The sequence below is a fragment of the Aeromicrobium sp. Leaf272 genome (genome assembly GCF_001422865.1).
Lineage (GTDB): Bacteria > Actinomycetota > Actinomycetes > Propionibacteriales > Nocardioidaceae > Aeromicrobium.
In genome coordinates this window covers 300,618-322,598 of sequence record NZ_LMMY01000013.1, presented here as the reverse complement: position 1 = coordinate 322,598, position 21,981 = coordinate 300,618, and the positions used below count along the sequence as shown (strand labels likewise).

At 71.6% G+C, this 21,981-nt stretch carries 20 protein-coding genes; 7 read left to right on the top strand and 13 right to left on the bottom strand.

The annotated features are described in order from the left end of the window. Positions 1-71: 71 nt before the first annotated feature. On the top strand, positions 72-2,651 hold the full coding sequence (gene valS / locus ASF38_RS10770) for a valine--tRNA ligase (protein ID WP_056575832.1): 2,580 nt from the start codon (positions 72-74) through the stop codon (positions 2,649-2,651). 59 nt (positions 2,652-2,710) lie between these two features. Here the strand turns inward: valS and ASF38_RS10765 are convergent, their stop codons facing one another. The 6 genes from ASF38_RS10765 to ASF38_RS10740 all read right to left on the bottom strand — a co-directional run bounded on the left by ASF38_RS10765 (position 2,711) and on the right by ASF38_RS10740 (position 8,653). Beyond that, positions 2,711-3,868: a trans-acting enoyl reductase family protein gene (locus tag ASF38_RS10765; RefSeq protein ID WP_056575829.1), complete on the bottom strand. Its 1,158-nt coding sequence runs from the start codon at positions 3,866-3,868 to the stop codon at positions 2,711-2,713. Positions 3,869-3,926: 58 nt separating this feature from the next. Then, positions 3,927-5,198, bottom strand: a complete 1,272-nt coding sequence (gene clpX / locus ASF38_RS10760) for an ATP-dependent Clp protease ATP-binding subunit ClpX (protein WP_055965075.1) — start codon at positions 5,196-5,198, stop codon at positions 3,927-3,929. A gap of 139 nt (positions 5,199-5,337) precedes the next feature. Beyond that, the gene (locus tag ASF38_RS10755) at positions 5,338-5,940 is read right to left on the bottom strand and encodes an ATP-dependent Clp protease proteolytic subunit (RefSeq protein WP_055965072.1); all 603 of its coding nucleotides are present in this window, start codon (positions 5,938-5,940) and stop codon (positions 5,338-5,340) included. After that, a complete protein-coding gene (locus ASF38_RS10750) occupies positions 5,937-6,524 on the bottom strand; it encodes an ATP-dependent Clp protease proteolytic subunit (RefSeq protein WP_055966357.1) in 588 nt (195 codons plus the stop codon). The genes ASF38_RS10755 and ASF38_RS10750 overlap by 4 nt, the downstream gene beginning before the upstream one ends. 148 nt (positions 6,525-6,672) lie before the next feature. After that, positions 6,673-7,446, bottom strand: a complete 774-nt coding sequence (locus ASF38_RS10745) for an SDR family oxidoreductase (protein ID WP_055965069.1) — start codon at positions 7,444-7,446, stop codon at positions 6,673-6,675. 1 nt (position 7,447) lies between these two features. Next, a complete protein-coding gene (locus ASF38_RS10740; protein ID WP_056575827.1) occupies positions 7,448-8,653 on the bottom strand; it encodes a phytanoyl-CoA dioxygenase family protein in 1,206 nt (401 codons plus the stop codon). A gap of 132 nt (positions 8,654-8,785) precedes the next feature. Here ASF38_RS10740 and ASF38_RS10735 point away from each other — a divergent pair, with 132 nt between their 5' ends. Next, positions 8,786-9,814 (top strand): LacI family DNA-binding transcriptional regulator, encoded by a 1,029-nt coding sequence (locus ASF38_RS10735; protein ID WP_056575824.1) that lies wholly within the window; start codon positions 8,786-8,788, stop codon positions 9,812-9,814. Positions 9,815-9,850: 36 nt separating this feature from the next. On the opposite strand, the gene ASF38_RS10730 is transcribed toward ASF38_RS10735, so the two are convergent. Next, positions 9,851-10,639 carry a TIM barrel protein gene (locus ASF38_RS10730; protein ID WP_056575819.1) on the bottom strand — a complete coding sequence of 263 codons (789 nt, stop codon included), beginning with the start codon at positions 10,637-10,639 and terminating at the stop codon, positions 9,851-9,853. Between the two features lies 1 nt (position 10,640). After that, complete coding sequence (locus tag ASF38_RS10725) at positions 10,641-11,663, bottom strand: Gfo/Idh/MocA family oxidoreductase (RefSeq protein WP_056575817.1); 1,023 nt, start codon at positions 11,661-11,663, stop codon at positions 10,641-10,643. A gap of 201 nt (positions 11,664-11,864) precedes the next feature. Between ASF38_RS10725 and ASF38_RS10720 the strand changes: the two genes are divergently transcribed. After that, complete coding sequence (locus ASF38_RS10720; protein WP_056575815.1) at positions 11,865-12,863, top strand: LacI family DNA-binding transcriptional regulator; 999 nt, start codon at positions 11,865-11,867, stop codon at positions 12,861-12,863. A 9-nt stretch (positions 12,864-12,872) separates the two neighbouring features. On the opposite strand, the gene ASF38_RS10715 is transcribed toward ASF38_RS10720, so the two are convergent. The 5 genes from ASF38_RS10715 to ASF38_RS10695 all read right to left on the bottom strand — a co-directional run bounded on the left by ASF38_RS10715 (position 12,873) and on the right by ASF38_RS10695 (position 18,106). Further along, a complete protein-coding gene (locus tag ASF38_RS10715; RefSeq protein WP_056575811.1) occupies positions 12,873-13,862 on the bottom strand; it encodes a Gfo/Idh/MocA family oxidoreductase in 990 nt (329 codons plus the stop codon). Beyond that, positions 13,859-15,019, bottom strand: coding sequence for a Gfo/Idh/MocA family protein (locus tag ASF38_RS10710; protein ID WP_235497652.1), 1,161 nt, complete (start codon positions 15,017-15,019; stop codon positions 13,859-13,861). The genes ASF38_RS10715 and ASF38_RS10710 overlap by 4 nt, the downstream gene beginning before the upstream one ends. Positions 15,020-15,158: 139 nt before the next feature. Beyond that, the gene (locus ASF38_RS10705; protein ID WP_056555188.1) at positions 15,159-16,031 is read right to left on the bottom strand and encodes an ATP-binding cassette domain-containing protein; all 873 of its coding nucleotides are present in this window, start codon (positions 16,029-16,031) and stop codon (positions 15,159-15,161) included. Next, positions 16,028-17,062 (bottom strand): ABC transporter permease, encoded by a 1,035-nt coding sequence (locus tag ASF38_RS10700; RefSeq protein WP_055965043.1) that lies wholly within the window; start codon positions 17,060-17,062, stop codon positions 16,028-16,030. Before ASF38_RS10700 ends, ASF38_RS10705 begins: the two co-directional genes overlap by 4 nt. A gap of 87 nt (positions 17,063-17,149) precedes the next feature. Next, positions 17,150-18,106, bottom strand: a complete 957-nt coding sequence (locus ASF38_RS10695) for a sugar ABC transporter substrate-binding protein (protein WP_055965040.1) — start codon at positions 18,104-18,106, stop codon at positions 17,150-17,152. Positions 18,107-18,276: 170 nt separating this feature from the next. Here ASF38_RS10695 and ASF38_RS10690 point away from each other — a divergent pair, with 170 nt between their 5' ends. From ASF38_RS10690 to iolB, 4 genes are all read left to right on the top strand, one after another. Next, positions 18,277-19,020, top strand: coding sequence for a GntR family transcriptional regulator (locus tag ASF38_RS10690; protein ID WP_235493001.1), 744 nt, complete (start codon positions 18,277-18,279; stop codon positions 19,018-19,020). Between the two features lie 124 nt (positions 19,021-19,144). Then, positions 19,145-20,152, top strand: coding sequence for a 5-dehydro-2-deoxygluconokinase (gene iolC, locus ASF38_RS10685; protein WP_056575808.1), 1,008 nt, complete (start codon positions 19,145-19,147; stop codon positions 20,150-20,152). 5 nt (positions 20,153-20,157) lie between these two features. Continuing rightward, positions 20,158-21,063 carry a hypothetical protein gene (locus ASF38_RS10680; RefSeq protein WP_055966351.1) on the top strand — a complete coding sequence of 302 codons (906 nt, stop codon included), beginning with the start codon at positions 20,158-20,160 and terminating at the stop codon, positions 21,061-21,063. Then, on the top strand, positions 21,060-21,980 hold the full coding sequence (iolB, locus tag ASF38_RS10675) for a 5-deoxy-glucuronate isomerase (protein WP_056575805.1): 921 nt from the start codon (positions 21,060-21,062) through the stop codon (positions 21,978-21,980). Before ASF38_RS10680 ends, iolB begins: the two co-directional genes overlap by 4 nt. Position 21,981: the final 1 nt, after the last annotated feature.

Here is a 21,981-nt window from a genome sequence, read left to right as displayed (position 1 = left end):
CCCCCGCTGCACCATCGGCCGCCCACGGCCCGGCACCCCCGCCAGGGCCCGGGCTCCTAGACTGTCCTCTCGTGACCACCGCAGCGAACCGCGTCCCGGCCAAGCCCGCCCTCGAAGGACTCGAGGAGCGCTGGAGCCAGGTATGGGCCGAGCAGGGCACCTACACGTTCGACCGCTCCGCCGAGCGCGCCGACGTGTACTCCATCGACACGCCTCCCCCGACCGTGTCGGGCTCGCTGCACGTGGGTCACGTGTTCAGCTACACCCACACCGACGTGGTGGCGCGCTTCCAGCGGATGCGCGGCAAGGAGGTCTTCTACCCGATGGGGTGGGACGACAACGGCCTCCCCACCGAGCGTCGCGTGCAGAACTTCTACGGCGTCCGCTGCGACCCGTCCCTGCCCTACGACGCCGACTTCACGCCGCCTGCGAAGCCCGATCCCAAGAAGCAGGTGCCGATCAGCCGACGCAACTTCATCGAGCTGTGCAACGAGCTCGTGGAGGAGGACGAGAAGGTCTTCGAGAAGCTGTGGCGCACGCTCGGCCTGAGCGTGGACTGGTCGCACCAGTACACGACCATCGGCGCCGACGCCCAGACCGCCAGCCAGCGCGCGTTCCTGCGCAACGTGGGTCGCGGCGAGGCCTACCTGCAGGACGCCCCGACCCTGTGGGACGTCACGTACCAGACCGCCGTCGCGCAGGCCGAGCTCGAGGCCCGCGACTACCCCGGCGCCTACCACCGCGTGACCTACCAGCACGCGTCCGGCCCGATCGTCGTCGAGACCACGCGGCCGGAGCTCACGGCCGCCGCGGTCGCGATCATCGCCCACCCCGACGACGAGCGCTACGCGCACCTCTTCGGCAGCACCGCGGTCTCACCGCTGTTCGGCGTCGAGGTGCCGATCATCGCCAGCCCGCTCGCCGACCCCGAGAAGGGGTCCGGCATCGTGCACTGCTGCACGTTCGGCGACCTGACCGACGTCCAGTGGTGGCGCGAGTTCCAGCTGCCCAACCGCACCGTGATCGGCCGCGACGGCCGGTTCCTGCGCGAGACCCCGGAGTGGGTCGCCGGCGGCCCCGGCGAGACGTTGTGGACCGAGCTGGCCGGCAAGACCGTGTTCTCGGCCCGCGAGCTCGTCGTGCAGGCGCTGCGCGACAGCCGCGACCTCGACGGCGAGCCGCAGCCCACCCAGCGCGTGGCCAACTTCTACGAGCGCGGCGACAAGCCGCTCGAGATCGTCTCGACCCGACAGTGGTACATCCGCAACGGAGGCCGCGACGCCGACCTGCGCGCCGCGCTGATCGCCCGGGGTGACGAGATCGACTGGACGCCCGGCTACATGCAGTCGCGCCTCACCAACTGGATCGAGGGCCTCAACGGCGACTGGCTGGTCAGCCGTCAGCGGTTCTTCGGCATCCCGTTCCCCGTCTGGTACCGCCTCGACGCCGACGGCGAGCCCGACTACGACGACCCGATCTTCGCGGCCGAGGACACGCTGCCCGTCGACCCGGCGTCGCAGGCCCCTCCCGGCTTCGAGGAGTCGCAGCGCGGTGCGGCCGGCGGGTTCGTCGGCGACCCCGACGTGCTCGACACCTGGGCGACGTCGTCGCTGACCCCCCAGATCGCCTGCGGGTGGGAGCGCGACGCCGACCTGTTCGCACGGACCTTCCCGATGGACCTGCGCCCTCAGGCCCACGACATCATCCGCACGTGGCTGTTCGCCACCGTCGTGCGCTCGCACCAGGAGTTCGGCTCCGTGCCGTGGACGCACGCGGCGATCTCGGGCTTCGTGGTCGACCCCGACCGCAAGAAGATGAGCAAGTCCAAGGGCAACGTCGTGGTGCCCGACGAGATCCTCGACAAGTACGGCGCGGACGCCGTCCGCTGGCGTGCCGCGCTGGCGCGTCCCGGCTCGGACTCCCCCTTCGACGAGACCCAGATGAAGGTCGGCCGGCGCCTGGCCATGAAGGTGCTCAACGCGAGCAAGTTCGTCCTCGCCGCGCCCGAGGACTACGGCCTGGGTGCCACCGCGGCCGACCTCGACGCCGCGCGCGTGACCGAGCCCCTCGACCGCTCCGTGCTCGCCGGGCTCCGAGGCGTCGTGGAGCAGGCCACTGCCCACTTCGAGGCCTACGACTACTCCTCGGCCCTCGAGGTCGCCGAGAAGTTCTTCTGGGACTTCTGCGACGACTACCTCGAGCTGGTCAAGGAGCGCGCCCGCCAGGAGTCACCGGCCGGGGAGTCCGCCCGCGCCACGTTCGTGCTGGCGCTGTCGACGCAGCTGCGTCTCCTCGCGCCGTTCCTGCCCTACGTGACCGAGGAGGTCTGGAGCTGGTGGCAGGAGGGCTCGGTGCACCGTGCGGCGTGGCCGACCAGCGACGACGTGACCGTCGACGGCGACCCGGCGCTGCTGCCGGCCGCCGCCCAGGCGCTGGCCGGCATCCGCGGGGCGAAGTCGACCGCGAAGGTCAGCCAGCGCACCGAGGTGACGGCCGTGACCGTCCGCGGGCCCCAGGCCTCGCTCGACCTGGTGCTGCAGGCCGTCGACGACGTGAAGGCGGCCGGTCGGGTGACCGGCGAGCTCGCCACGGAGGCCGCCGACGGCACCACCGAGGTCGTGGCCGACGCCACCCTCGCCGAGACCGAGTAGCGCGCCGACTCCGCTCCTTCCCTTCCCCGGGTGACTGGTGAGGGTGGGGCGGGCGTGGGTCAGCGCGACTCGAGCGTCTCGAAGGCGATGCCGTTGCGCTGGAGGCGCTCGATGAGCGGGCGGCCCATCGCCACGGCGGTCGTGGTCTGGCCGGCGACCTTCGGAACGTCGTCGAACGCCAGGCACAGCGCCGACTCGCTCAGCATCTTGGCGGTCTCGTCGTAGCCCGGGTCGCCGCCGCTGACCTGCGTGACCACCCGCTTGCCACCACCCTCGCCGACGAGACGGAGCTTGAACCAGGACGAGGCGCGCTTCTCGGGGCTGGGGCCGTCACCCTGGGCACGCAGCTTCAGCAGCGCCTTGCGGGTGGGTGCCAGCTGCGCGCCGGCGAGCAGGACGCCCGCGCCGGCGACCGTGCCGGCCAGCATCGGCAGGTGCTTGAACTGGGCGAAGTGGGAGTAGGAGAACTCCGGGCCGTAGCGCTCCAGGGCTCGCGCCGAGCGCAGCACGACCTGCGGGTCGATGGTGGGCAGCGGCAGAGCCCAGCCCTTGCCGTCGGCCCCGCGGCCGATCTTCCCTCCGCCGCGGATCTTCCGGCCCTGGGGCCGGGCCTCCGCGGCCTTGCGCTGCTTGGCGGTGGCGCCGGCCTGGCGGATCCGCGCGAAGGCCCCGAGCGCCGAGTGGTAGGTGCCGCCCGACGCCGTGCCGCCGGCCCGGATGTAGCCCTTGACGTCGAGGGGGACGCCCTCGGGAAGCTGCTCGACCGTGAAGAGCACGCCGAGGTCGTACGGGATGGAGTCGAAGCCGCACGCGTGCACGAGCGTCGCGCCGGTCCTCACGGCGGTCTCGTGGTGCGCCAGCCAGGTGCGGTCGACGAACTCCGGCTCCCCGGTCAGGTCGACGTAGGCGATGCCCGCCTCGGCCGCGGCCTTCACCGCGGGGTCGCCGTGCTGCACGTAGGGGCCGACGGTCGAGATGAGCACGCGCGTGCCCTCGGCCATCGCCCGCATCGAGGCGGGGTCGGAGACGTCGGCCAGGACCACGTCGGGCGCGACTCCGCCCGCCGCCTCGACCTCGTCGACGACGTCCTGCAGCTTGGCGGCGCTGCGACCCGCCACGGCCCAGGTCCCACCCTCGGGCAGGTGCGTGCCGAGGTAGACGGCGGTGAGCGTGCCGGTGAACCCGGTCGCCCCGAACAGGGTGATGTCGACGGTCATGCCCCGACCCTAGCCACCGACGCGTACCGGCGGTACGCGAGCGGTCAGGAGCGGACCGTCAGGAGGCCTTCTTCGCGACCTCGTCGCGGCTGAGGACCGTGGGGCCCTCCTCGCCGCGCACCGTGGCGCCGGTGACGACGACCTTGGCGACGTCGTCGCGGGAGGGGATGTCGTACATGACCGGCTGCAGCACGTGCTCGATGATCGAGCGCAGACCACGGGCGCCGGTGTCGCGGGCCAGCGCCAGGTCGGCCATGGCCTCGCACGCCTCCTCGGTGAACTCGAGCTCGACGTCGTCGATCTCGAACAGCCGCACGAACTGCTTGGTGAGCGCGTTGCGCGGCTCGGTGAGGATGGACACGAGGGCCGGCTTGTCGAGCTTGTCGACCGCGGCGATGACCGGCAGACGACCGATGAACTCGGGGATGAGGCCGAACTTGAGCAGGTCCTCGGGCAGCACCTGGGAGTAGACCTTCTCCGGCTCGGCCGGCGTCTTCTCGGGCATGCCGCCGACGTTGAAGCCCAGCCCGACCTTGCCGCTGCGCTGCTCGATGATCTCCTCGAGGCCCGCGAAGGCACCGCCGACGATGAACAGCACGTTGGTGGTGTCGATCTGGATGAACTCCTGGTGCGGGTGCTTGCGACCGCCCTGCGGCGGCACCGAGGCCGTGGTCCCCTCGAGGATCTTGAGCAGCGCCTGCTGCACGCCCTCGCCCGACACGTCGCGCGTGATGGACGGGTTCTCGGCCTTGCGCGAGATCTTGTCGACCTCGTCGATGTAGATGATCCCCGTCTCGGCCTTCTTGACGTCGTAGTCGGCGGCCTGGATGAGCTTGAGCAGGATGTTCTCGACGTCCTCACCCACGTAGCCGGCCTCGGTGAGGGCGGTGGCGTCGGCGATGGCGAACGGGACGTTCAGCATGCGGGCGAGCGTCTGCGCGAGGTAGGTCTTGCCGCAGCCGGTGGGCCCGACCATGAGGATGTTGGACTTCGCCAGCTCCACGGCGTCGTCCTTGGGACGACCGGTCGCGGCCTGCGCCTGGACCCGCTTGTAGTGGTTGTACACCGCCACCGCGAGGTTCTTCTTGGCGTTGTCCTGGCCCACGACGTACCCGTTGAGGAACTCGAAGATCTCCTGCGGCTTCGGCAGCTCACCGAGGCTCAGCTCGGCACCCTCGGCCAGCTCCTCCTCGATGATCTCGTTGCAGAGGTCGATGCACTCGTCGCAGATGTACACGCCGGGTCCGGCGATGAGCTTCTTGACCTGCTTCTGGCTCTTGCCGCAGAACGAGCACTTCAGCAGGTCAGCGGTCTCACCGATGCGTGCCACAGGTGCACTCCTCTTCCGTCACGACGTCGGGGACGAGCTGGTGTCGTCGCCCTCACACTACAAGCCCGGCGGACCGTCCACCGGGGGTTCGGCCGACGCCGCCGCGTGTCGTCCACGGGTGGCGGCGTCGGCCGGAGCCTCAGGCGGCGGGGACCTTGAGGGTCTCGAAGATCCCGTCGATGATGCCGTACTCCTTGGCCTGGTCGGCCGTGAGGATCTTGTCGCGCTCGACGTCCTTGCTGACCTCCTCGGGCGTCTTGCCCGTGGCGTCGGAGATCATCTTCTCCATCAGCTCACGCATGCGGAGGATCTCGTTGGCCTGGATCTCCAGGTCGGAGATCTGGCCGCCCGTGCCCTCGGTGTAGGGCTGGTGGATGAGGATGCGGCTGTTCGGCAGGGCGTAGCGCTTGCCGGGGGTGCCGGCGGCGAGCAGCACGGCGGCGGCCGAGGCGGCCTGGCCGAGGCAGACGGTCATCACGTCGGACTTGAGGTACTGCATCGTGTCGTAGATGGCCGTCATGGCCGTGAAGGAGCCGCCCGGGCTGTTGATGTACAGCTGGATGTCGCGGTCGGCGTCCATCTGCTGCAGGCAGAGCAGCTGCGCCATGACGGCGTTGGCGACGTCGTCGCTGATGGGCGTGCCCACGAAGATGATGCGGTCCTCGAAGAGCTTGGCGTAGGGGTCGATGCGGCGGAACCCGTAGGAGGTCCGCTCCTCCCACTGCGGGATGTAGTAGCTCATGCCTTCTTACCCACTTCCTGGGCGCTCTTGATGACCTGGTCGATGAAGCCGTAGTCCTTGGCCTGGTCGGGGGTGAACCAACGGTCGCGGTCGGCGTCGGCCTCGATCTGCTCGATCGTCTGGCCGGTGTGGACCGACTGCAGCTCGTTGAGCTGCTTCTTGAGCAGGATCGACTGCTGGGCCTGGATCTTGATGTCCGAGGCCGAGCCGCCGATGCCGCCGGAGGGCTGGTGCATCATGATCCGCGCGTGCGGGAGCGCGTAGCGCTTGCCCGGTGCACCGGCCGCGAGCAGGAACTGCCCCATCGACGCGGCGAGGCCCATGGCCACGGTGGCGACGTCGTTGGAGATGAACTGCATCGTGTCGTAGATGGCCATGCCCGAGTCGACCGAGCCGCCCGGGCTGTTGATGTAGAGGAAGATGTCGGCGCCCGGGTCCTCGGCGTTGAGCAGCAGCATCTGCGCGCAGATCGCGTTGGCGTTCTGGTCGCGCACCTCCGAACCGAGGAAGATGATGCGCTCGCGCAGCAGGCGCTGGTAGATGTGGCCGTCGAGGTCGGACGGGCCGACGTCGGTGCCGGCCATGCCCTGCACCGACTGAGCCTGGCCCGTCGGGCCCTGGGTGGTGGCGTCTGGTGTGTTCACGTTGTCGACCCTAGAGGGCGAGCGGTCGCGAGACACGCGTGAACACGCCCTGTTCGCTGACAGCGTGACGCATCCGGAGCCCCGGACCTCAGTCCGAGGCGCCGGGCACGGTCTGGTCCCAGTCCACGACCGAGCCCGTGACGACGCCGCTCTCGTCGCTCAGCAGGAGCACCACGATGCCGGCCGCGTCCTCCGGCGACGCGAGCCGACCGGCCGGCAGCCGTTCGGCGGCACGCTCCCGCCAGTCGTCGCCCGCGTCGTGGAACCGGCGCTGGATCGCGTCCTCGCCGTCGGAGTCGGTCCACCCGATGTTGACGCCGTTGACGCGCACGCGGTCGAAGCGGTGGGCGTGGGCGGCGTTCCTGGTCAGGCCGGCGAGCCCGGCCTTCGTGGCGGCGTAGGGCGCCAGGTACGGCTGGCCGCCGTGCGCGCTCATGGTGAGCACGTTGACCACCGCTCCGGGCTGCCCGCGTCGGACCATGTCGCCGATCGCGGCCTGCATGAGGAAGAAGGGACCGCGCAGGTTCACCGCCACGTGCTGCTCGAACATCTCCGGCGTCGTGTCGAGCACGCTGCCGCGCTCGGTGAAGCCCGCCGCGTTCACGAGACCGTCCACCCGGCCGTGCAGGGCGACGGTCCCGGCCACCGCCGCGCGGCAGGCCTCGACGTCGGCGACGTCGCACGCCACGAAGCGCGCGTCACCGAGTGCCGACAGCTCCTCGGCGGCGCGGGCCCCGACGTCGGGACGACGCCCGGTCACGACCACCCGCGCGCCCTCGCGCAGGGCGAGTCGCGCGATGGCCAGCCCGACGCCCTGCGTGCCACCGGAGACGAGGACCACCCGGTCGTCGAGGCGCCCCATGTCAGAGACCCTCGATCGGCGCGGTCCTGCGGCGGTCGGCGTACGCGCCGAGCGACGTCGCGACCTGGTCGGCGGACCATCGGGCCGCGAGCGCCTGCTCGAGCACCTCGGTCTGCGCGAGCGGGGTCATGCCGTCGACCGGCTGGTCGAGGTCGAGGTTGGTGGGGAACGGGTAGCCCTCCGCGACCGCCGCGACGACGTGGTGCAGCGCCTTGGTCGGCCAGCCGGCGTCCTGGCGCTCGCGCAGCGTCGGGTAGACGGCGGTGGCGGCCCTCGCCCGGTCGACAGCCTCCATCGCCCGGCCGAACGCCGACGAGACCTGCAGCAGGTTCGCGACCCGCTGCACGTCCGCGGACACGTTGGTCCCGGCTCCGTGGAACAGCGCCGGGTTGAAGAACACCGCGTCCCCCTTGGCCAGGGGCAGCTGGACGTGGTGCTCCTCGAAGTACGCGCGGAACTCCGGACGTCGGTAGGCCAGGTAGCCGGGGCCGTACTTCTGGGAGTGCGGCAGGTAGAGGGTGGGGCCGCTCTCGACGGGCATGTCGACGTGGGCGACGGCGCCCTGCAGCGTCAGCACCGGCGACAGCAGGTGCACGTGCGCGGGGTAGCGCGCCGTGAGCTCGTCGGAGAGGAACCCCAGGTGGTAGTCGCGGTGCGGGTCCTGTGCCACGCCGCCGGGGCGGACGACGTTGACCTGCGAGGTCACCTGGTAGCCCGGTCCGAGCCACGCGGTGGAGACGAGGGCCAGGAGGTCGTTGGCGTAGTAGTCGACGAAGGTGCCCGGGTCGCTCACGGCGAGCTTCTCCAGCGCGTTCCAGATCCGGTCGTTGGCCCCGGGCTTGGCGAAGTGGTCGCCGGCGGCCACGCCCGACGCCTTCTCCGCCGCGATGACGGACTCGAACGCGGCGGTGGCCCGGTCGACGACGGACAGGTCGTCCCAGGCCCCCTCGAGCACGACGATGCCCGGCCCGTCGGCGAGTGCGTGGACGATCTCGGCGCGGACGGCGTCCTCGCCGTCGGGGGTCGACGCCGCCGCACGCAGGTCGGCGGCGGCGTACACGACGACACCCTGCTCCACCCGGTCGGCGTGGCGGTAGGCGTGGGGATCGGTGGGCGCGGTGACGAGCGCGACGAAGTCGTCGAGGCTCACGTCCTCGGGCGTGAAGCGGGCTCGGCGGCCGGGCGGGGCGGGGTGCGTGGCGGTCATGGCGGACTCCTGGGTGCGGGGTGGTCGGCAGGTCTCGTCGTGTCCGACGCTAGTCCTGGTACGCGTCCGCGCGGGGGCCTAGAGTCCCTCAAGAAACCCTCAGCACGATCGATCGACCCGCCCGGAGGAGCCGTGCCCCACCGCCACAAGGTGCGCGAGATCGCGCAGCAGAGCGGCCTCAGCGAGGCCACGGTCGACCGCGTCCTGCACCGACGCCCCGGCGTCCGCGCCGCGACGGTGGCGGAGGTCGAGCGGGCGATCGAGGAGCTGGACCGCCAGGCCACCCAGCTGCGCCTCGTCGGCCGGACCTTCCTGCTGGACCTCGTGATGCAGGCACCCACGCGGTTCAGCGCCGCCGTGCGGACCGCGCTCGAGGCCGAGCTGCCCGCCCTGCGCCCGGCGGCGGTCCGTGCGCGCTTCCACCTGGGCGAGGAGGCCGACGTGGCGACCATGGTCGAGACGCTGCGCGCGATCGGTCGCCGACGCTCGCACGGCGTGCTGCTCAAGGCGCCCGACCACCCCGACGTGGCTGCGGAGGTCGGGATGCTCGCCGAGTCCGGGATCCCCGTGGTGACCCTGGTGACCGACCTGACCGGCAGCAGGCGCCTCGCGTACGTCGGCATCGACAACGCGGCAGCCGGACGCACCGCGGCCTACCTGGTCGCCCGGTCCGCACCCGGCGCCGGCGCGGTCCTCGTGACGCTCAGCGCCAGCGACTTCCGCGGCGAGGGGCAGCGCGTGGAGTCCTTCACCGAGGCCCTCGCCGAGCTCGCTCCCGGCCGACGGGTGCTGCGGGTCAGCGACACCGGCGGCCTGGACCCCTCCACCGGCACGGCCGTCGGTGCCACGCTCACGGAGCACCCCGACGTCGACGCCGTGTACTCCGTCGGTGGTGGCAACCGCGCCACGCTGGCGGCGTTCGCCGAGGTGGGGCGGGCGCCGCAGGTCTTCGTCGCGCACGACCTCGACGCCGACAACTCCGAGCTGCTGCGCACCCGGCGCGTGCACTTCGCGCTCCACCACGACCTGCGTGCCGACGCGCGGCACGCCTGCCGCCTCCTGCTCCGTCACCACGGAGCCGTCCCGGGGCCCCCGACGTCGGTGCCGTCTCAGGTCCAGGTCGTGACGCCGTTCAACCTGCCCCGCGCGTTCGGACGGTGAGCCTGGCGCCCGGCAGGGCAGGGGACGGCCGAGGCGTCAGACCGTGAAGGCCTCGCGGAACGCGTCGAGGGCGCGGTCGCTGCCGTCGACCGAGGGGTCGCTCGCCCACGCCTCCATGGCCACCACGCCGTCGTAGTCGGCGTCGGCGAGGGCCTGGGCCACGAAGGACCAGCGGACCTCGCCCGTGCCGGGCTCGCAGCGGCCCGGAACGTCGGCCACCTGCACCTCGCCGAGGTACGGGGCGGCCCGACGCACGAGCTCCACGAGGTTCCCCTCGCCGATCTGGGCGTGGTAGAGGTCGAGGTTCATCCGCAGGTGCGGACTGCCGACCGCCTTCACCAGGGCCAGCGTGTCGGACGCCCGCGCGAACGGCGTGCCGGGGTGGTCGACCTCGAGGTTGAGGTTCTCGATCACGTAGGTGACGTCGTGCTGCTCGGCGAGCTCGGCCACCCGCGAGAGCGTCCTCACCGCCGCGAGCCACATGTCGCCGGTGACGACCTCGACCGGCCGGACCGGGATGCCGCCCTCCCCCAGGCCCGTGCCGTGGATGTTCAGCGACGGGCAGCTGATCCGCCGGGCGAAACCGATGGACTCCTCCGCCGTCCGGAGGAGGTCGTCGGCCCCGTCCTCGGTGACGAGGTCGCCGGTCACGTAGCCCGTCATCGACGTGAACCGGGCGCCGGTCGCGACGAGGGCGTCGGCGTCCTTGGCCGTCCAGTCCCAGATCTCGGCGGCGAACCCGCGCTCGTGGATGCGCTCCACGCGCTCCAGGTGCGGCAGCTCCGTGTAGACCATCTCGGAGCAGATCGCGAGGGTGAACGTCATCTCAGGCCTCCAGCGGCACGGCGGTGGCGACGGCCGCGCGGCCGCCGGTGGTGAACGAGTCGATGCAGGCCTGGGCGATCGCGAACGCGGCGAAGGCGTCGTCCGCGCCGACCGAGGGGGCACGGCCCTCCCGCACGGCGGCGACGAGCTCCTCGAGCTCACCGGTGTACGCGTCCAGGAGCAGCTCCGTGTCGCTGTGGGCGGTCGTGGCCAGGCGGCCGGACCCGTCGTGCAGACGCAGCGAGGACTGGGCGCCCTCACCCATCGTCACCATCGCCTCGGAGCCCAGCACCTCGGCGCGCACGTCGTAGCCGTAGGTCGCGGCGAAGCTCGCCTCGGCCGTGGCGATCGCGCCGTTGGAGTAGGTCACGACGACGGTGGCGTGGTCCAGCAACGTGGGGTGGCCCGGCGCCGTGAGCGAGCCGGCGGTCGCGACGACGTCGACGGCGTGAGCGCCCGGGTTCAGCCAGTTCAGCGTGTCGAAGTCGTGGATCAGGGTCTGCGTGAAGATCGTCCACGGCGGCACGCCGTCGGGGTCGGAGGGACCCCGGCCCGGGTCGCGGGTGAGCGAGCGGAGCTGGCGGACGTCCCCCAGGCGTCCGGCCACGATCGCCTCGTGGGCCGCCGCGAACTCGCGCGCGAACCGCCGGTTGAAGCCGACCTGGAACGCGACCCCGGCCTTCGCCGTCGCCGTGCGCACGTCGTCGATCTCCGCGAGCGACATGCCGGCCGGCTTCTCGCAGAACACGTGCTTGCCGGCCTCGGCCGCGGCCACCACGAGGTCGCGGTGGGCGACCGACGACGCGGCCACGACCACGGCGTCGACGTCGTCGGCCCGCAGGACGGCCTCGACCGACGTCTCGGCGCGTGCGTCGAGCGGCCCGGCCACCTCGGCCGCGGCGCCGGGACGAGGATCGGCGACGGCCACGAGGGACGCCCCGTGGACGCGTCGGGCGACGACGGCGGCGTGGGAGGCGCCGATGCGGCCGGCACCGATCAGGCCGATGCGGACGGGAGCGGACATGGTTCCTCCGAGTGCGGGGTGAGGTGGGCGGGGCGGGGACGACGTGGACTTCCGCGTCGGGCGACCGCACGCGACCTGGACTAGAACGTTCTAGTAGAACGATGCAGAGCGAGGATATGATGCGGACGCCCCATCGTCAAAGCCCCATCGTCAAAGCCCCCTCGTCCAAGCCCCGCCCTCGACGAGCCCCCAGGAGGACGCGTGACCCGCACGACGCTCGCCGACGTGGCCCGCGAGGCCGGGGTCTCGGTCGCCCTCGTGTCGATCGTGATGCGCGACGCCCCCGGGGCGAGCGCGGCGACCCGGGAGCGGGTCCGCGGCGTCGCCGAGCGTCTCGGCTACGTGCCCGACCAGCGCGCCCGCCAGCTGCGGCGCACGGACACGCGGCTGCTGGGCGTCACGTTCGACCTGCACCAGCCCTTCCACGGCGACCTCGTCGAGCACCTCTACGAGGCGGCCGCCGCGCAGGGCTACGACGTCGCGATCAGCGCCGTGGCGCCCTCGCGCGACGAGGACGCGGCGATCCAGGCCCTCATGCGGGAACGGTGCGACGCCCTGGTGCTGCTCGGTCCCGACCTCTCCCCCGACGCCCTCGGCTCGCTCGGCACGCGGGTCCCGACGCTCGTCGTGGCCCGCCGGAGCGACGCCGACGGCGTGGCCTCGGTGCGGGGTGACGACGAGGCCGGCGTCGGACTCGCGGTCGACCACCTGGCCGAGCTCGGTCACGTGCGGGTGGTGCACGTCGACGGCGGGTCCGCGCCCGGCGCCGAGGACCGCCGCCGGGGCTTCCACGCAGCGGCCGTGCGCCGTGGCATGGAGCCGTGGGTCGTCCCCGGCGGGCCCACCGAGCAGGCGGGCGTCGAGGCGGCGCGACGCCTGCTCGACCAGCGCCCGACGCCGACGGCCGTGGTCGCCTTCAACGACCACTGCGCCTCCGGCGTGCTCGACGTCCTGCTGCGAGCCCACGTCGACGTCCCGGCCGACGTGTCGGTCGTGGGCTACGACGACTCCCGGCTCGCCGTCGCCCGGCAGGACCGGATGACGACGGTGGCGCAGAGCGCCCTCGAGATGGCGGAGCGAGCCGTGTCCGGAGCGCTCGACCTGCTCGCGGGACGGGACCCGACCGAGGTCGTGCTCACGCCACGACTCGTGGTCCGCAGCACCAGCGGGCCCGCCCCCCGCCTGGCCGACCCCGCCTGACCTACCCCGTCAGGCGTAGAGCGCCGGGCGCTCGGGGACGACGACCGGCTCGCGTGCGCCCGAGTCCAGGGCCGCGACGCCGGAGGCCGCGACCAGGTTGGCCGCGAAGCCGTCCCACGCCGATGCGCCCACGACCTCGCCGCGCAGCGACGCGTCGACCCAGGCGGAGAGCTCGAGCCGGTAGGACTCGATGAAGTGCTCCACGAAGTCGCTCCCAATCGCAGTGCTGCTCTGCCCCGCGACGCGGCGCACCACGGGGGGCCGGGGCTCGAGCATCGCCGACCCGCCGTCGCCGACCACCTCGACACGCACGTCGTACCCGTAGGCGGCGTTGCAGTAGACCTCGGCCGTGATCATCTGGCCGGCCGCCATCCAGATGGTGGCGACCTGCGGGTCCTTGAAGCCCTCGGCGATCGGCGACTCGACGCGGATGGCCGCGATCTCGTCGTCGAGCAACCACCGGAAGGTGTCGAACTCGTGGATCATCGAGCCGGTCACCAGCGTGGACGAGTCGGTGCTCGTCGCGTTCGTGGCGTTGCGGTGGATCCCGTGCACGAGCTTCACCTGGCCGAGCGACCCGTCGGCGACCGAACCCTTGAGGCTCACGAAGCCCGGGTCGAAGCGCCGGTTGAAGCCGACCTGCACGAACCGGCGACCCGCCGCGACCTCGGCGTCCACGACGCGTCGCGCGTCGTCGGCGGTGACCGCGAGCGGCTTCTCGCACAGGACGTGCTTGCCGGCCTCGATGCCCGCGATCGCCAGGTCGGCGTGGGTGAAGTCGGGCGACGCGATCACGAACGCGTCGACGTCGGCGACCAGCGCCTCGGGCGAGGCCGCGGCCTCACCGCCCACCTCGGCCGCGACGGCCTGGGCGCGGGCGGTGTCCATGTCGAAGACCCGGGTCACCTCGGCGCCGGGGACGCTCGTCGCGAGCGTGCGCACGTGCGCCGCCCCCATCGCACCGGCGCCCACGACGCCGACCTTCAGTCGCTTGCTCACAGGGAGACCCACTTTCGTTCGTCGGAGGACAGGATCATGGCGTCGAGCACCCGTGCCGCGACGAGCGCGTCGTGGATGGTCGCGCCGACGGGCGTGCCGGTGGCGATCGACTCGACGAGACGTCGGGCCTCCACCACCTTCAGGTCGTCGAAGCCGACCGGGTTGTTGGTGCCGGGCTGGAAGGCACCGATCTCCCCGTCGCCCGGGCCGGCGTACTCGGTGGCGTAGAACGTGTCGGTGAAGGCGTCGTCGCGCGCCGACGCGACGCGCAGCTCGTTCATGCGACGGAAGTCCCACGCGACGGCCCCGCGGGTGCCGTGGACCTCGAAGCCGTAGGTGTTCTGCTCCCCCACGGCCACGCGACTCGACTCCAGCACGGCTCGTGAGCCGTCGGCGAGGCGCAGCAGGGCGCTCACGTAGTCCTCGTTCTCGACGTCGCCCAGCGCGCCGGCACCCTTCTCGTAGTGCATCGCACCCGGCACGGCCTCGCGACGCTGCGCGATGAAGGTCGCACGGTCCACGACCAGCTCGGCGACCGGCGCCACCACGTACCCGAGCAGGTCCGTCGCGTGGCTCACGAGGTCGCCCAGCACGCCCGAGCCGGAGAACTCGGTCCGGAAGCGCCAGGACAGTGCCGCGTCGGGATCGGCGGAGTAGTCGGCGAGGAACCGGACGGTGGAGTGCTCGATCTGGCCGATGGCCCCCGACGCGACGATGCGCCGGGCCCGTTCCACGGCCGGAACGTTGCGGTAGTTGAACCCCGCGGCGGCCTGCACGCCGGCAGCCTCGACCGCAGCCACGATCTCGGCGGTCTCCCCGGCGTCGCGGCCGGCGGGCTTCTCGACCCAGAGGTGCTTGCCCGCCTGCGCCGCGGCGACCGCGACGTCGCGGTGGATGAAGTTGGGACCGGTCACGCAGACGAGGTCGACCTCCGGGTTCTCGACCAGCTCGCGCCAGTCCGAGAGCAGGTGCTCGAACCCGTACGCAGCGGCGGCTCGCGCCGTCCGGTCGTCGGGGGCGTTGTCGGCCACCGCCACGAGGCGGGGGCGCAGCGCCGTGTCGGGGTAGTGCTGGACGAGCCGCGTCAGGGCTCGGGCGTGCACCTGGCCCATCCAGCCGAAGCCGACGACGCCGACGCGCAGCTCGGGTGTGCTCACGGGGTCCTGCCTCTCCGCCGTCGCGACGGCGATCGTTCGTGGGTGCCGGGTGGGGCCCGGCATGGGGCGCGCCGGGCGCGGACAGCGCGACACGGTCGGCCGGGTCCCCCTGGCTCCCGGCCGACCGCGCGGTCGAGGGTCAGGCCTCGGCGGCCATCTCCTGCGCGATCTCGCTGTCGTCGCCCATCGTGCGGGCCAGCTCGTGCGCCAGGGACTCCAGCTCGGCGCCACCGGCCATCATCGAGGTCAGCTCGTCGAGCGTGATCTCGGACTTGGCGTAGTCACCCATGCTCTTGCCGCGACGCAGCAGCATGAAGCGGTCGCCGACCGGGTAGGCGTGGTGCGGGTTGTGGGTGATGAACACGACGCCCAGGCCACGCTCGCGGGCCTTGGCGATGTACTTCAGCACCACACCGGACTGCTTGACGCCCAGGGCGGCCGTCGGCTCGTCGAGGATCAGGACCCGGGCGCCGAAGTACACCGCGCGGGCGATGGCCACGCACTGGCGCTCTCCACCGGAGAGCGTGCCGATCGGCTGCTCCACGTCGCGCAGGTCGATGCCCATCGCCGCGAGCTCGTCGCGCGTGGTGCTCTTCATGAACTCGACGTCGAGCTTCTTGAACGGCGCGACGCCCTTGCGGACCTCGCTGCCGAGGAAGAAGTTGCGCCACACCGGCATGAGCGGCACGACGGCGAGGTCCTGGTAGACCGTCGCGATGCCGGCGTCGAGCGCCTGGCGGGGGTTCGAGAACGACGTGGACTCGCCGTCGACGACCAGCGTCCCGTCGGTGTGCTGGTGCGCACCGGCCAGGATCTTGATGAACGTCGACTTGCCCGCGCCGTTGTCACCCAGCACGCAGGTGACCTCGCCGGCCTTGACCGTGGTGGAGACGTCGGACAGCGCGATGATGTTGCCGTAGCGCTTGCCGATGTCCTGGACCTCGACGATCGTCGTGCCGCGCGCCGGCGGCTCGGTGGTCGTGACGGTGGACTCCGTGGACTTCTTGCTCATCGGGACAGCTCCGCTCGCTTGCGTACCCATTCGTTGAGGAGGACCGCTCCCAGCAGCATGATGCCGAGGAACGCCCGGAGCCAGTTGTTGTCCCAGCCCGAGTAGACGATGCCCTGGTTCGCCATGCCGTAGATCAGCGCGCCGAAGGCAGCGCCGATCGCCGAGCCGTAGCCGCCCGTGAGCAAGCACCCGCCGACGACGGCACAGATGATGTAGATGAACTCCTGGCCGACACCCGTGTTGGACTGCACGGTCGACGTCGTGAACAGCAGCAGCATGCCGACGAGCCAGCCGGCACCGGCCGTGGTCATGAAGAGCCCGACCTTGGTCTTGAAGACCGGCACACCGACCTGGCGTGCGGAGACCTGGGCGCCTCCGACCGCGAAGATCCAGTTGCCGACGCGCGTGCGCAGCAGAACCCAGGTGGCCACGGCGGTGATGGCCAGCCACCACCAGACGGACGCGAAGACCGCACCGCCCGCGATGTCGACCGACGAGCCGAAGATCGCCTTCGGCTGGTCGTAGAACGGCACCTGCGCCATGCCCTGGATCGCCACCTGGCCCGTGAGGGCCTTCGTGAGGGCGAGGTTGATGCCCTGGAGGACGAAGAACGTGCCGAGCGTGACGATGAAGCTCGGCAGCCCCGTCCGCATGACGATCACGCCGTTGAAGAAGCCGACCGCCAGCGCGAGGGCCAGCGAGACGACGATCGCGGCCCAGATGTTGAGGCCGTACTCCGTGCAGAGGATGCCGACCGCGAGCCCGGTGAACCCGGTCATCGCGCCGGCCGAGAGGTCGAACTCCCCGCCGATCATGAGCAGGGCCACGGCGACGGCCATGATGCCGATCGTGGAGGCCGAGCGCAGCCAGGTGCTGGCTCCGCTGGAGGTGGCGAAGGCGCTGGTGGTCAGCGCGAAGAAGCTGAAGATGACGATGACGGCGACCAGCGCGCCGATCTCGGGTCGCTTGAGGAGCTTGGTCAGCGTCGACGTCTTCGCGACGCGTTCATCGGCGACGGAGGCTGTCGTCATGGTGTGGATGCCTTTCGTGGAGGGTGGGCGGCGGGGGCCCGGACGACGTCGGTGCGTCCTCTCGGGCCCCCGCCCGTGACCGCTGCGTCAGCGCGTGCCGTCCTCGGCGAACTTCGCGACGTCGGCCGCGTTGTCCTTCGTGACGAAGGCGGGGCCGGAGTTGATCGGCTGGCCGCCGCCGACGTCGTTGCCGTTGATGCTCTTGAGGTAGAGCGTCGTGACACCCAGGAAGCCCTGGACGTAGGGCTGCTGGTCGACGGCGAACAGGATCTTGCCGTCCTCGATGTTCTTCACCACGTCGGCCGAGAGGTCGAACGTCGCGACGGTGGCGTCGCTGCCGGCCGCGTCGACGGCCGAGACGGCGTCGATCGCGTACTGGCCACCGAGCGTCAGGACGACGTCGATGTCGGAGTCGGCCTGCAGCTTGGAGGTGATGGTCGAGGTGACCGCGTTGTCGTCGGTGCCGTCGACCTGGAGGTTCTCCATGTCGCCGCCGAACGTGCCGGCCGCAGCCTTGCAGCGCTCCTCCAGACCGACGTTGCCGGCCTCCTGCACGACGCAGATGCCCTTCTTCAGGCCCTCGCTCTTGAGACGCTCGCCGACGGCCTCGCCGGCGATGGACTCGGACTGGCCGATGTGGGTGATGGCGCCGAACTCCTGCCAGCGGTCGATGCCGGAGTTGATCGAGACGACCGGGACCCCCGCGGCGACGGCCTTCTTGATGCTGCTCTCGAGACCGTCCGGGTTGGCCATGGAGACCACGATGCCGTCGACCTTGTCGGCGACCGCGCCGTCGATCAGCTGCGACTGCTTGGCCGGGTCGGGGTCGTTGCTGTAGTTGATCTCGACGCCGTAGTCCTTGCCGGCCTGCTCGGCACCGCTCTTCACCCGGTCCCAGAACGCGTCACCGGGGCTCGAGTGCGTGATGACCGCGTACGTGAGGTCCTTGGACTCGGCCGTGTCGTCCTCCTGGCCGGTGCCGCTGCACGCCGCCAGGAGGGCGCCGGCGACGATGACCGCGCCGGCGAGCTTGAGCTTCTTCATGCGGGGGTTCTCCTGTTCTCGGGGCCTGCGGGTCAGGCCCTCCGTGACCTCGTCTGGTGCGACGCGTCACAGTGTGCCCCACTTCACAGCAGGGACGGGTTCATTGTCAAGACATATTGACGAAACGTTTCACGCCGTGTTGCATGGCCTCACAAAGGAAGGACTTTGACGTGTCGGACACAGCCCAGCACATCCAGCTCGACCGCTCCAGCCCGGTTCCCCTGTACTTCCAGGTGGCCGCGCAGCTCGAGCGCGCCATCCTGGACGGCCACCTGGGTGCCGGCGCCAGGATCAGCGACGAGATCAGCCTCGCCGGCCACCTCGGCCTCTCGCGGCCCACCGTGCGCCAGGCGATCCAGGTGCTCGTCGACAAGGGCATGCTGGTGCGCAAGCGCGGCGTCGGCACCCAGGTCGTGCACGGCAAGATCAGCCGCTCCGTCGAGCTGACGAGCCTGCACGACGACCTGCGGGCGGCCGGCCAGGAGCCCCACACCAAGGTCGAGTCCTACGAGCGCATCCCGGCCACCGAGGAGCTCGCCAACGAGCTGCGGGTGGACGTCGGCGCCGAGATCTGGTCGCTCGAGAGGGTCCGGTTCGTCGGGTCCGCCCCGCTCGCGCTCATGCACAACTACCTGCCGGTCGAGGTGCTCGACCTCGACACCGTCGACCTCGAGCGGGAGGGGTTGTACGAGTCCCTGCGCAACGCCGGCGTGCTCATGCGCGTGGCCAAGCAGCGCATCGGCGCGCGCAAGGGCGATGCTCGGGAGTGTCGCCTGCTCGAGGAGCGGCGCTCGGCCCCCCTTCTCACGATGCAGCGCACCTCCTACGACGACGCCGGCAACGCGGTGGAGTTCGGCACCCACCTGTACCGGCCGGACCGCTACTCCTTCGAGATGACGCTGGTCGACCGCTGATCGCCGACGCGCTCGCAGCGCGATACATGTCCTGACATTTGTTTGTCATGACAAACAGTTGACATGGTCGCCGTGACGAACGTAACGTCGTCCACGTCGCACCCCGCCCGGCAGAGAGGCCGCCATGAGCACCATCCCCGAGGTCCTGACCTACGGCAGGGCAGGCGTCGACGTCTACCCGCTGCAGATCGGCGTGGGTCTCGAGGACGTCGAGAGCTTCGGCAAGTTCCTCGGCGGGACCACGGCCAACGTCGCGGTCGCCGCGGCGCGGCTGGGTCACCGGGTGGCTGCGCTCACCGGTGTCGGCGACGACCCCTTCGGACGGTTCGTCCGGCGGGCGTTCCGCGACCTGGGCGTCGACGACTCGCACGTCGTGGTCGTGCCCGAGCTGGCCACGCCCGTGACGTTCTGCGAGATCTTCCCGCCCGACGACTTCCCGTTGTACTTCTACCGCAAGCCCAGCGCCCCGGACATGAACCTGACCGTCGACCAGGTCGACCTCGAGCTCGTGCGTGCCGTGGACCTGCTCTGGGTGACCACGAGCGGCATGAGCGAGGAGCCGAGCCGCTCGACGCAGCTCGCGATGCTCGAGGCACGTTCCTCGGCGGGGGTGCCGGGCCACGGGCGGCATGACGGCTCGGCACGTCAGGATCGGCACCACACCGTGCTCGACCTCGACTACCGCCCCATGTTCTGGTCCGACCCCGCGGACGCCACGGTCCAGGTGCAGAAGATGCTGCCCCACGTGAGCGTCGCGGTCGGCAACCGCGAGGAGTGCGAGGTCGCGGTCGGCGAGACCGACCCCGACCGCGCCGCCGACGCCCTGCTCGACGCGGGCGTGGAGCTCGCCGTGGTCAAGCAGGGCCCGAAGGGCGTGCTCGCCAAGACCCGCCACGAGCGGGTCGAGTCCCCGCCGATCCTCATCGAGCCGGTCAACGGCCTCGGCGCCGGCGACAGCTTCGGCGGCTCGCTCGTGCACGGCCTGCTGGCGGGCCTCCCGCTGGAGCAGCTGCTGCGCAACGCCAACGCCGCCGGCGCGATCGTCGCGTCGCGCCTCGAGTGCTCGACCGCCATGCCCACCCAGGACGAGATCGACGAGCTCGTCCGAGAGCGCTTCCCGCAGGAGTCGTGACCCGCATGTCCCCCACCCCCCAGGACCCGACGACCCCCTTCGTCGCCGACATCGCCGCGCTGCGCGAGGTCCGGGCGCACGATCCCCAACGCGTCACGAAGCTGCTGAGCTCGCGCCGTCGTCGGCCGCTGCTGCCGGCCGACGGACGCCTGATGATCGTCGCGTGCGACCACCCCGCCCGCGGTGCCCTCGCCGCGACGGGCAACCCGACGGCGATGGCCGACCGTCACGAGGTGCTCGCCCGTCTGGTCACCGCGCTCGGCCGTCCCGGCGTCGACGGCGTGCTCGCGACGGCCGACGTGCTCGAGGACCTGCTGCTGCTCGGCGCGCTCGAGGACAAGGTGGTCTTCACCTCCATGAACCGTGGGGGCCTCGCCGGCTCGTCCTACGAGATGGACGACCGCATGACGGGCTACGACGTGCGGGGCACGATCGACGCCGGGTTCGAGGGCGCCAAGATGCTGACCCGCATCGACCTGGACGACCCGGGCACCCTGCGCACGCTGGAGACCCAGGCGGCCGCCATCACCGAGCTCAACCGCGCCGAGGTCGTGGCCATGGTCGAGCCGTTCATGTCGAGCCGGCGCGACGGCAAGGTCGTGAACGACCTCTCCCCCGACGCCGTCATCAAGTCCGTGGCCATCGCCCAGGGGCTCGGTGCCGCGAGCGCCTTCACCTGGCTCAAGCTGCCCGTGGTGGAGGAGATGGAGCGCGTCATGCGGTCCACGACGCTGCCCACGCTGCTGCTGGGCGGCGACCCGACCGGCCACCCCGAGACGGTCTACCGCAGCTGGGAGCAGGCCCTGGCCCAGCCCGGGGTCCGTGGCCTGATGGTCGGCCGCACCATGCTCTTCCCCCACGACGACGACGTCGCCGGCGCCGTCGACACGGCCGTGGGACTCGTCCGGTGACCCCCTCGGACACCGGCGGGGGTGCCGGGCCGCGGGCGGCGACCGACTGGGTCGTACCCGCCGGCGAGGGCGCCGGCGACGGCTTCGACCTCGCCGTCGTCGCGGGCGAGCGGGAGGGCTGGTCGCACACCAGCCTGTGGACCGTGACGCTGGCCGCCGGCGAGAGCCGCACCGTGGCCGCACCCGGCCAGGAGCTGCTGGTCGTGCCGCTGTCCGGCAGCACCGAGGTGACCGTCGGCAGCACCGCCGACGGGGAGACCTTCACCCTCACCGGGCGCTCCGACGTGTTCGCCGGACCCACCGACGTGCTCTACGCACCGCTCGACGCCGCCGTCACGCTGACGTCGGCCGACGGTGGTCGCTTCGCGGTCTGCGGTGCCACGACCGACGTGGTCCTGCCCGCCCGGCACCTGCCGGCGGCCGAGGTCCCCGTCGAGCTGCGCGGGGCCGGGCAGAGCAGCCGCCAGGTGCGGAACTTCGGCACCGTGGGCGTCCTCGACGCCGGGTCGATCATCGCCTGCGAGGTCATCACCCCGGGCGGCAACTGGTCCAGCTACCCGGCGCACAAGCACGACGAGGAGTCCGAGCACGAGTCCGCCCTCGAGGAGATCTACTACTTCGAGGTGCAGGACGGGCCGCAGGGCCAGCCCGGTCTCGGCTTCCACCGCACCAGCTCGACGCCCGCGGGCGAGATCGACGTGCTGCACGAGGTGCGCGACCGCGACACCGTGCTCGTCCCCCACGGGTGGCACGGACCGTGCACCGCGGCCCCCGGCCACGACATGTACTACCTGAACGTCATGGCCGGACCGGGCGCCGAGCGCGCGTGGCTCATCAGCGACCACCCCGACCAGACCTGGGTCAGGTCCACCTGGGAGCACCAGGAGATCGACCCCCGACTCACCGAAGGCGACTGAC

Excerpts from the sequence above, each read along its gene's own strand:
- ASF38_RS10700 (WP_055965043.1), bottom strand. The coding sequence starts at position 17,062 with ATGACGACAGCCTCCGTCGCCGATGAACGCGTCGCGAAGACGTCGACG.
- ASF38_RS10680 (WP_055966351.1), top strand. The coding sequence starts at position 20,158 with ATGTCCCCCACCCCCCAGGACCCGACGACCCCCTTCGTCGCCGACATC.
- ASF38_RS10740 (WP_056575827.1), bottom strand. The coding sequence starts at position 8,653 with ATGACCGCCACGCACCCCGCCCCGCCCGGCCGCCGAGCCCGCTTCACG.
- ASF38_RS10705 (WP_056555188.1), bottom strand. The coding sequence starts at position 16,031 with ATGAGCAAGAAGTCCACGGAGTCCACCGTCACGACCACCGAGCCGCCG.
- ASF38_RS10765 (WP_056575829.1), bottom strand. The coding sequence starts at position 3,868 with ATGACCGTCGACATCACCCTGTTCGGGGCGACCGGGTTCACCGGCACG.
- iolC (WP_056575808.1), top strand. The coding sequence starts at position 19,145 with ATGAGCACCATCCCCGAGGTCCTGACCTACGGCAGGGCAGGCGTCGAC.
- ASF38_RS10695 (WP_055965040.1), bottom strand. The coding sequence starts at position 18,106 with ATGAAGAAGCTCAAGCTCGCCGGCGCGGTCATCGTCGCCGGCGCCCTC.
- ASF38_RS10730 (WP_056575819.1), bottom strand. The coding sequence starts at position 10,639 with ATGACGTTCACCCTCGCGATCTGCTCCGAGATGGTCTACACGGAGCTG.
- ASF38_RS10750 (WP_055966357.1), bottom strand. The coding sequence starts at position 6,524 with ATGGCCGGCACCGACGTCGGCCCGTCCGACCTCGACGGCCACATCTAC.
- ASF38_RS10745 (WP_055965069.1), bottom strand. The coding sequence starts at position 7,446 with ATGGGGCGCCTCGACGACCGGGTGGTCCTCGTCTCCGGTGGCACGCAG.
- ASF38_RS10755 (WP_055965072.1), bottom strand. The coding sequence starts at position 5,940 with ATGAGCTACTACATCCCGCAGTGGGAGGAGCGGACCTCCTACGGGTTC.
- ASF38_RS10725 (WP_056575817.1), bottom strand. The coding sequence starts at position 11,663 with ATGTCCGCTCCCGTCCGCATCGGCCTGATCGGTGCCGGCCGCATCGGC.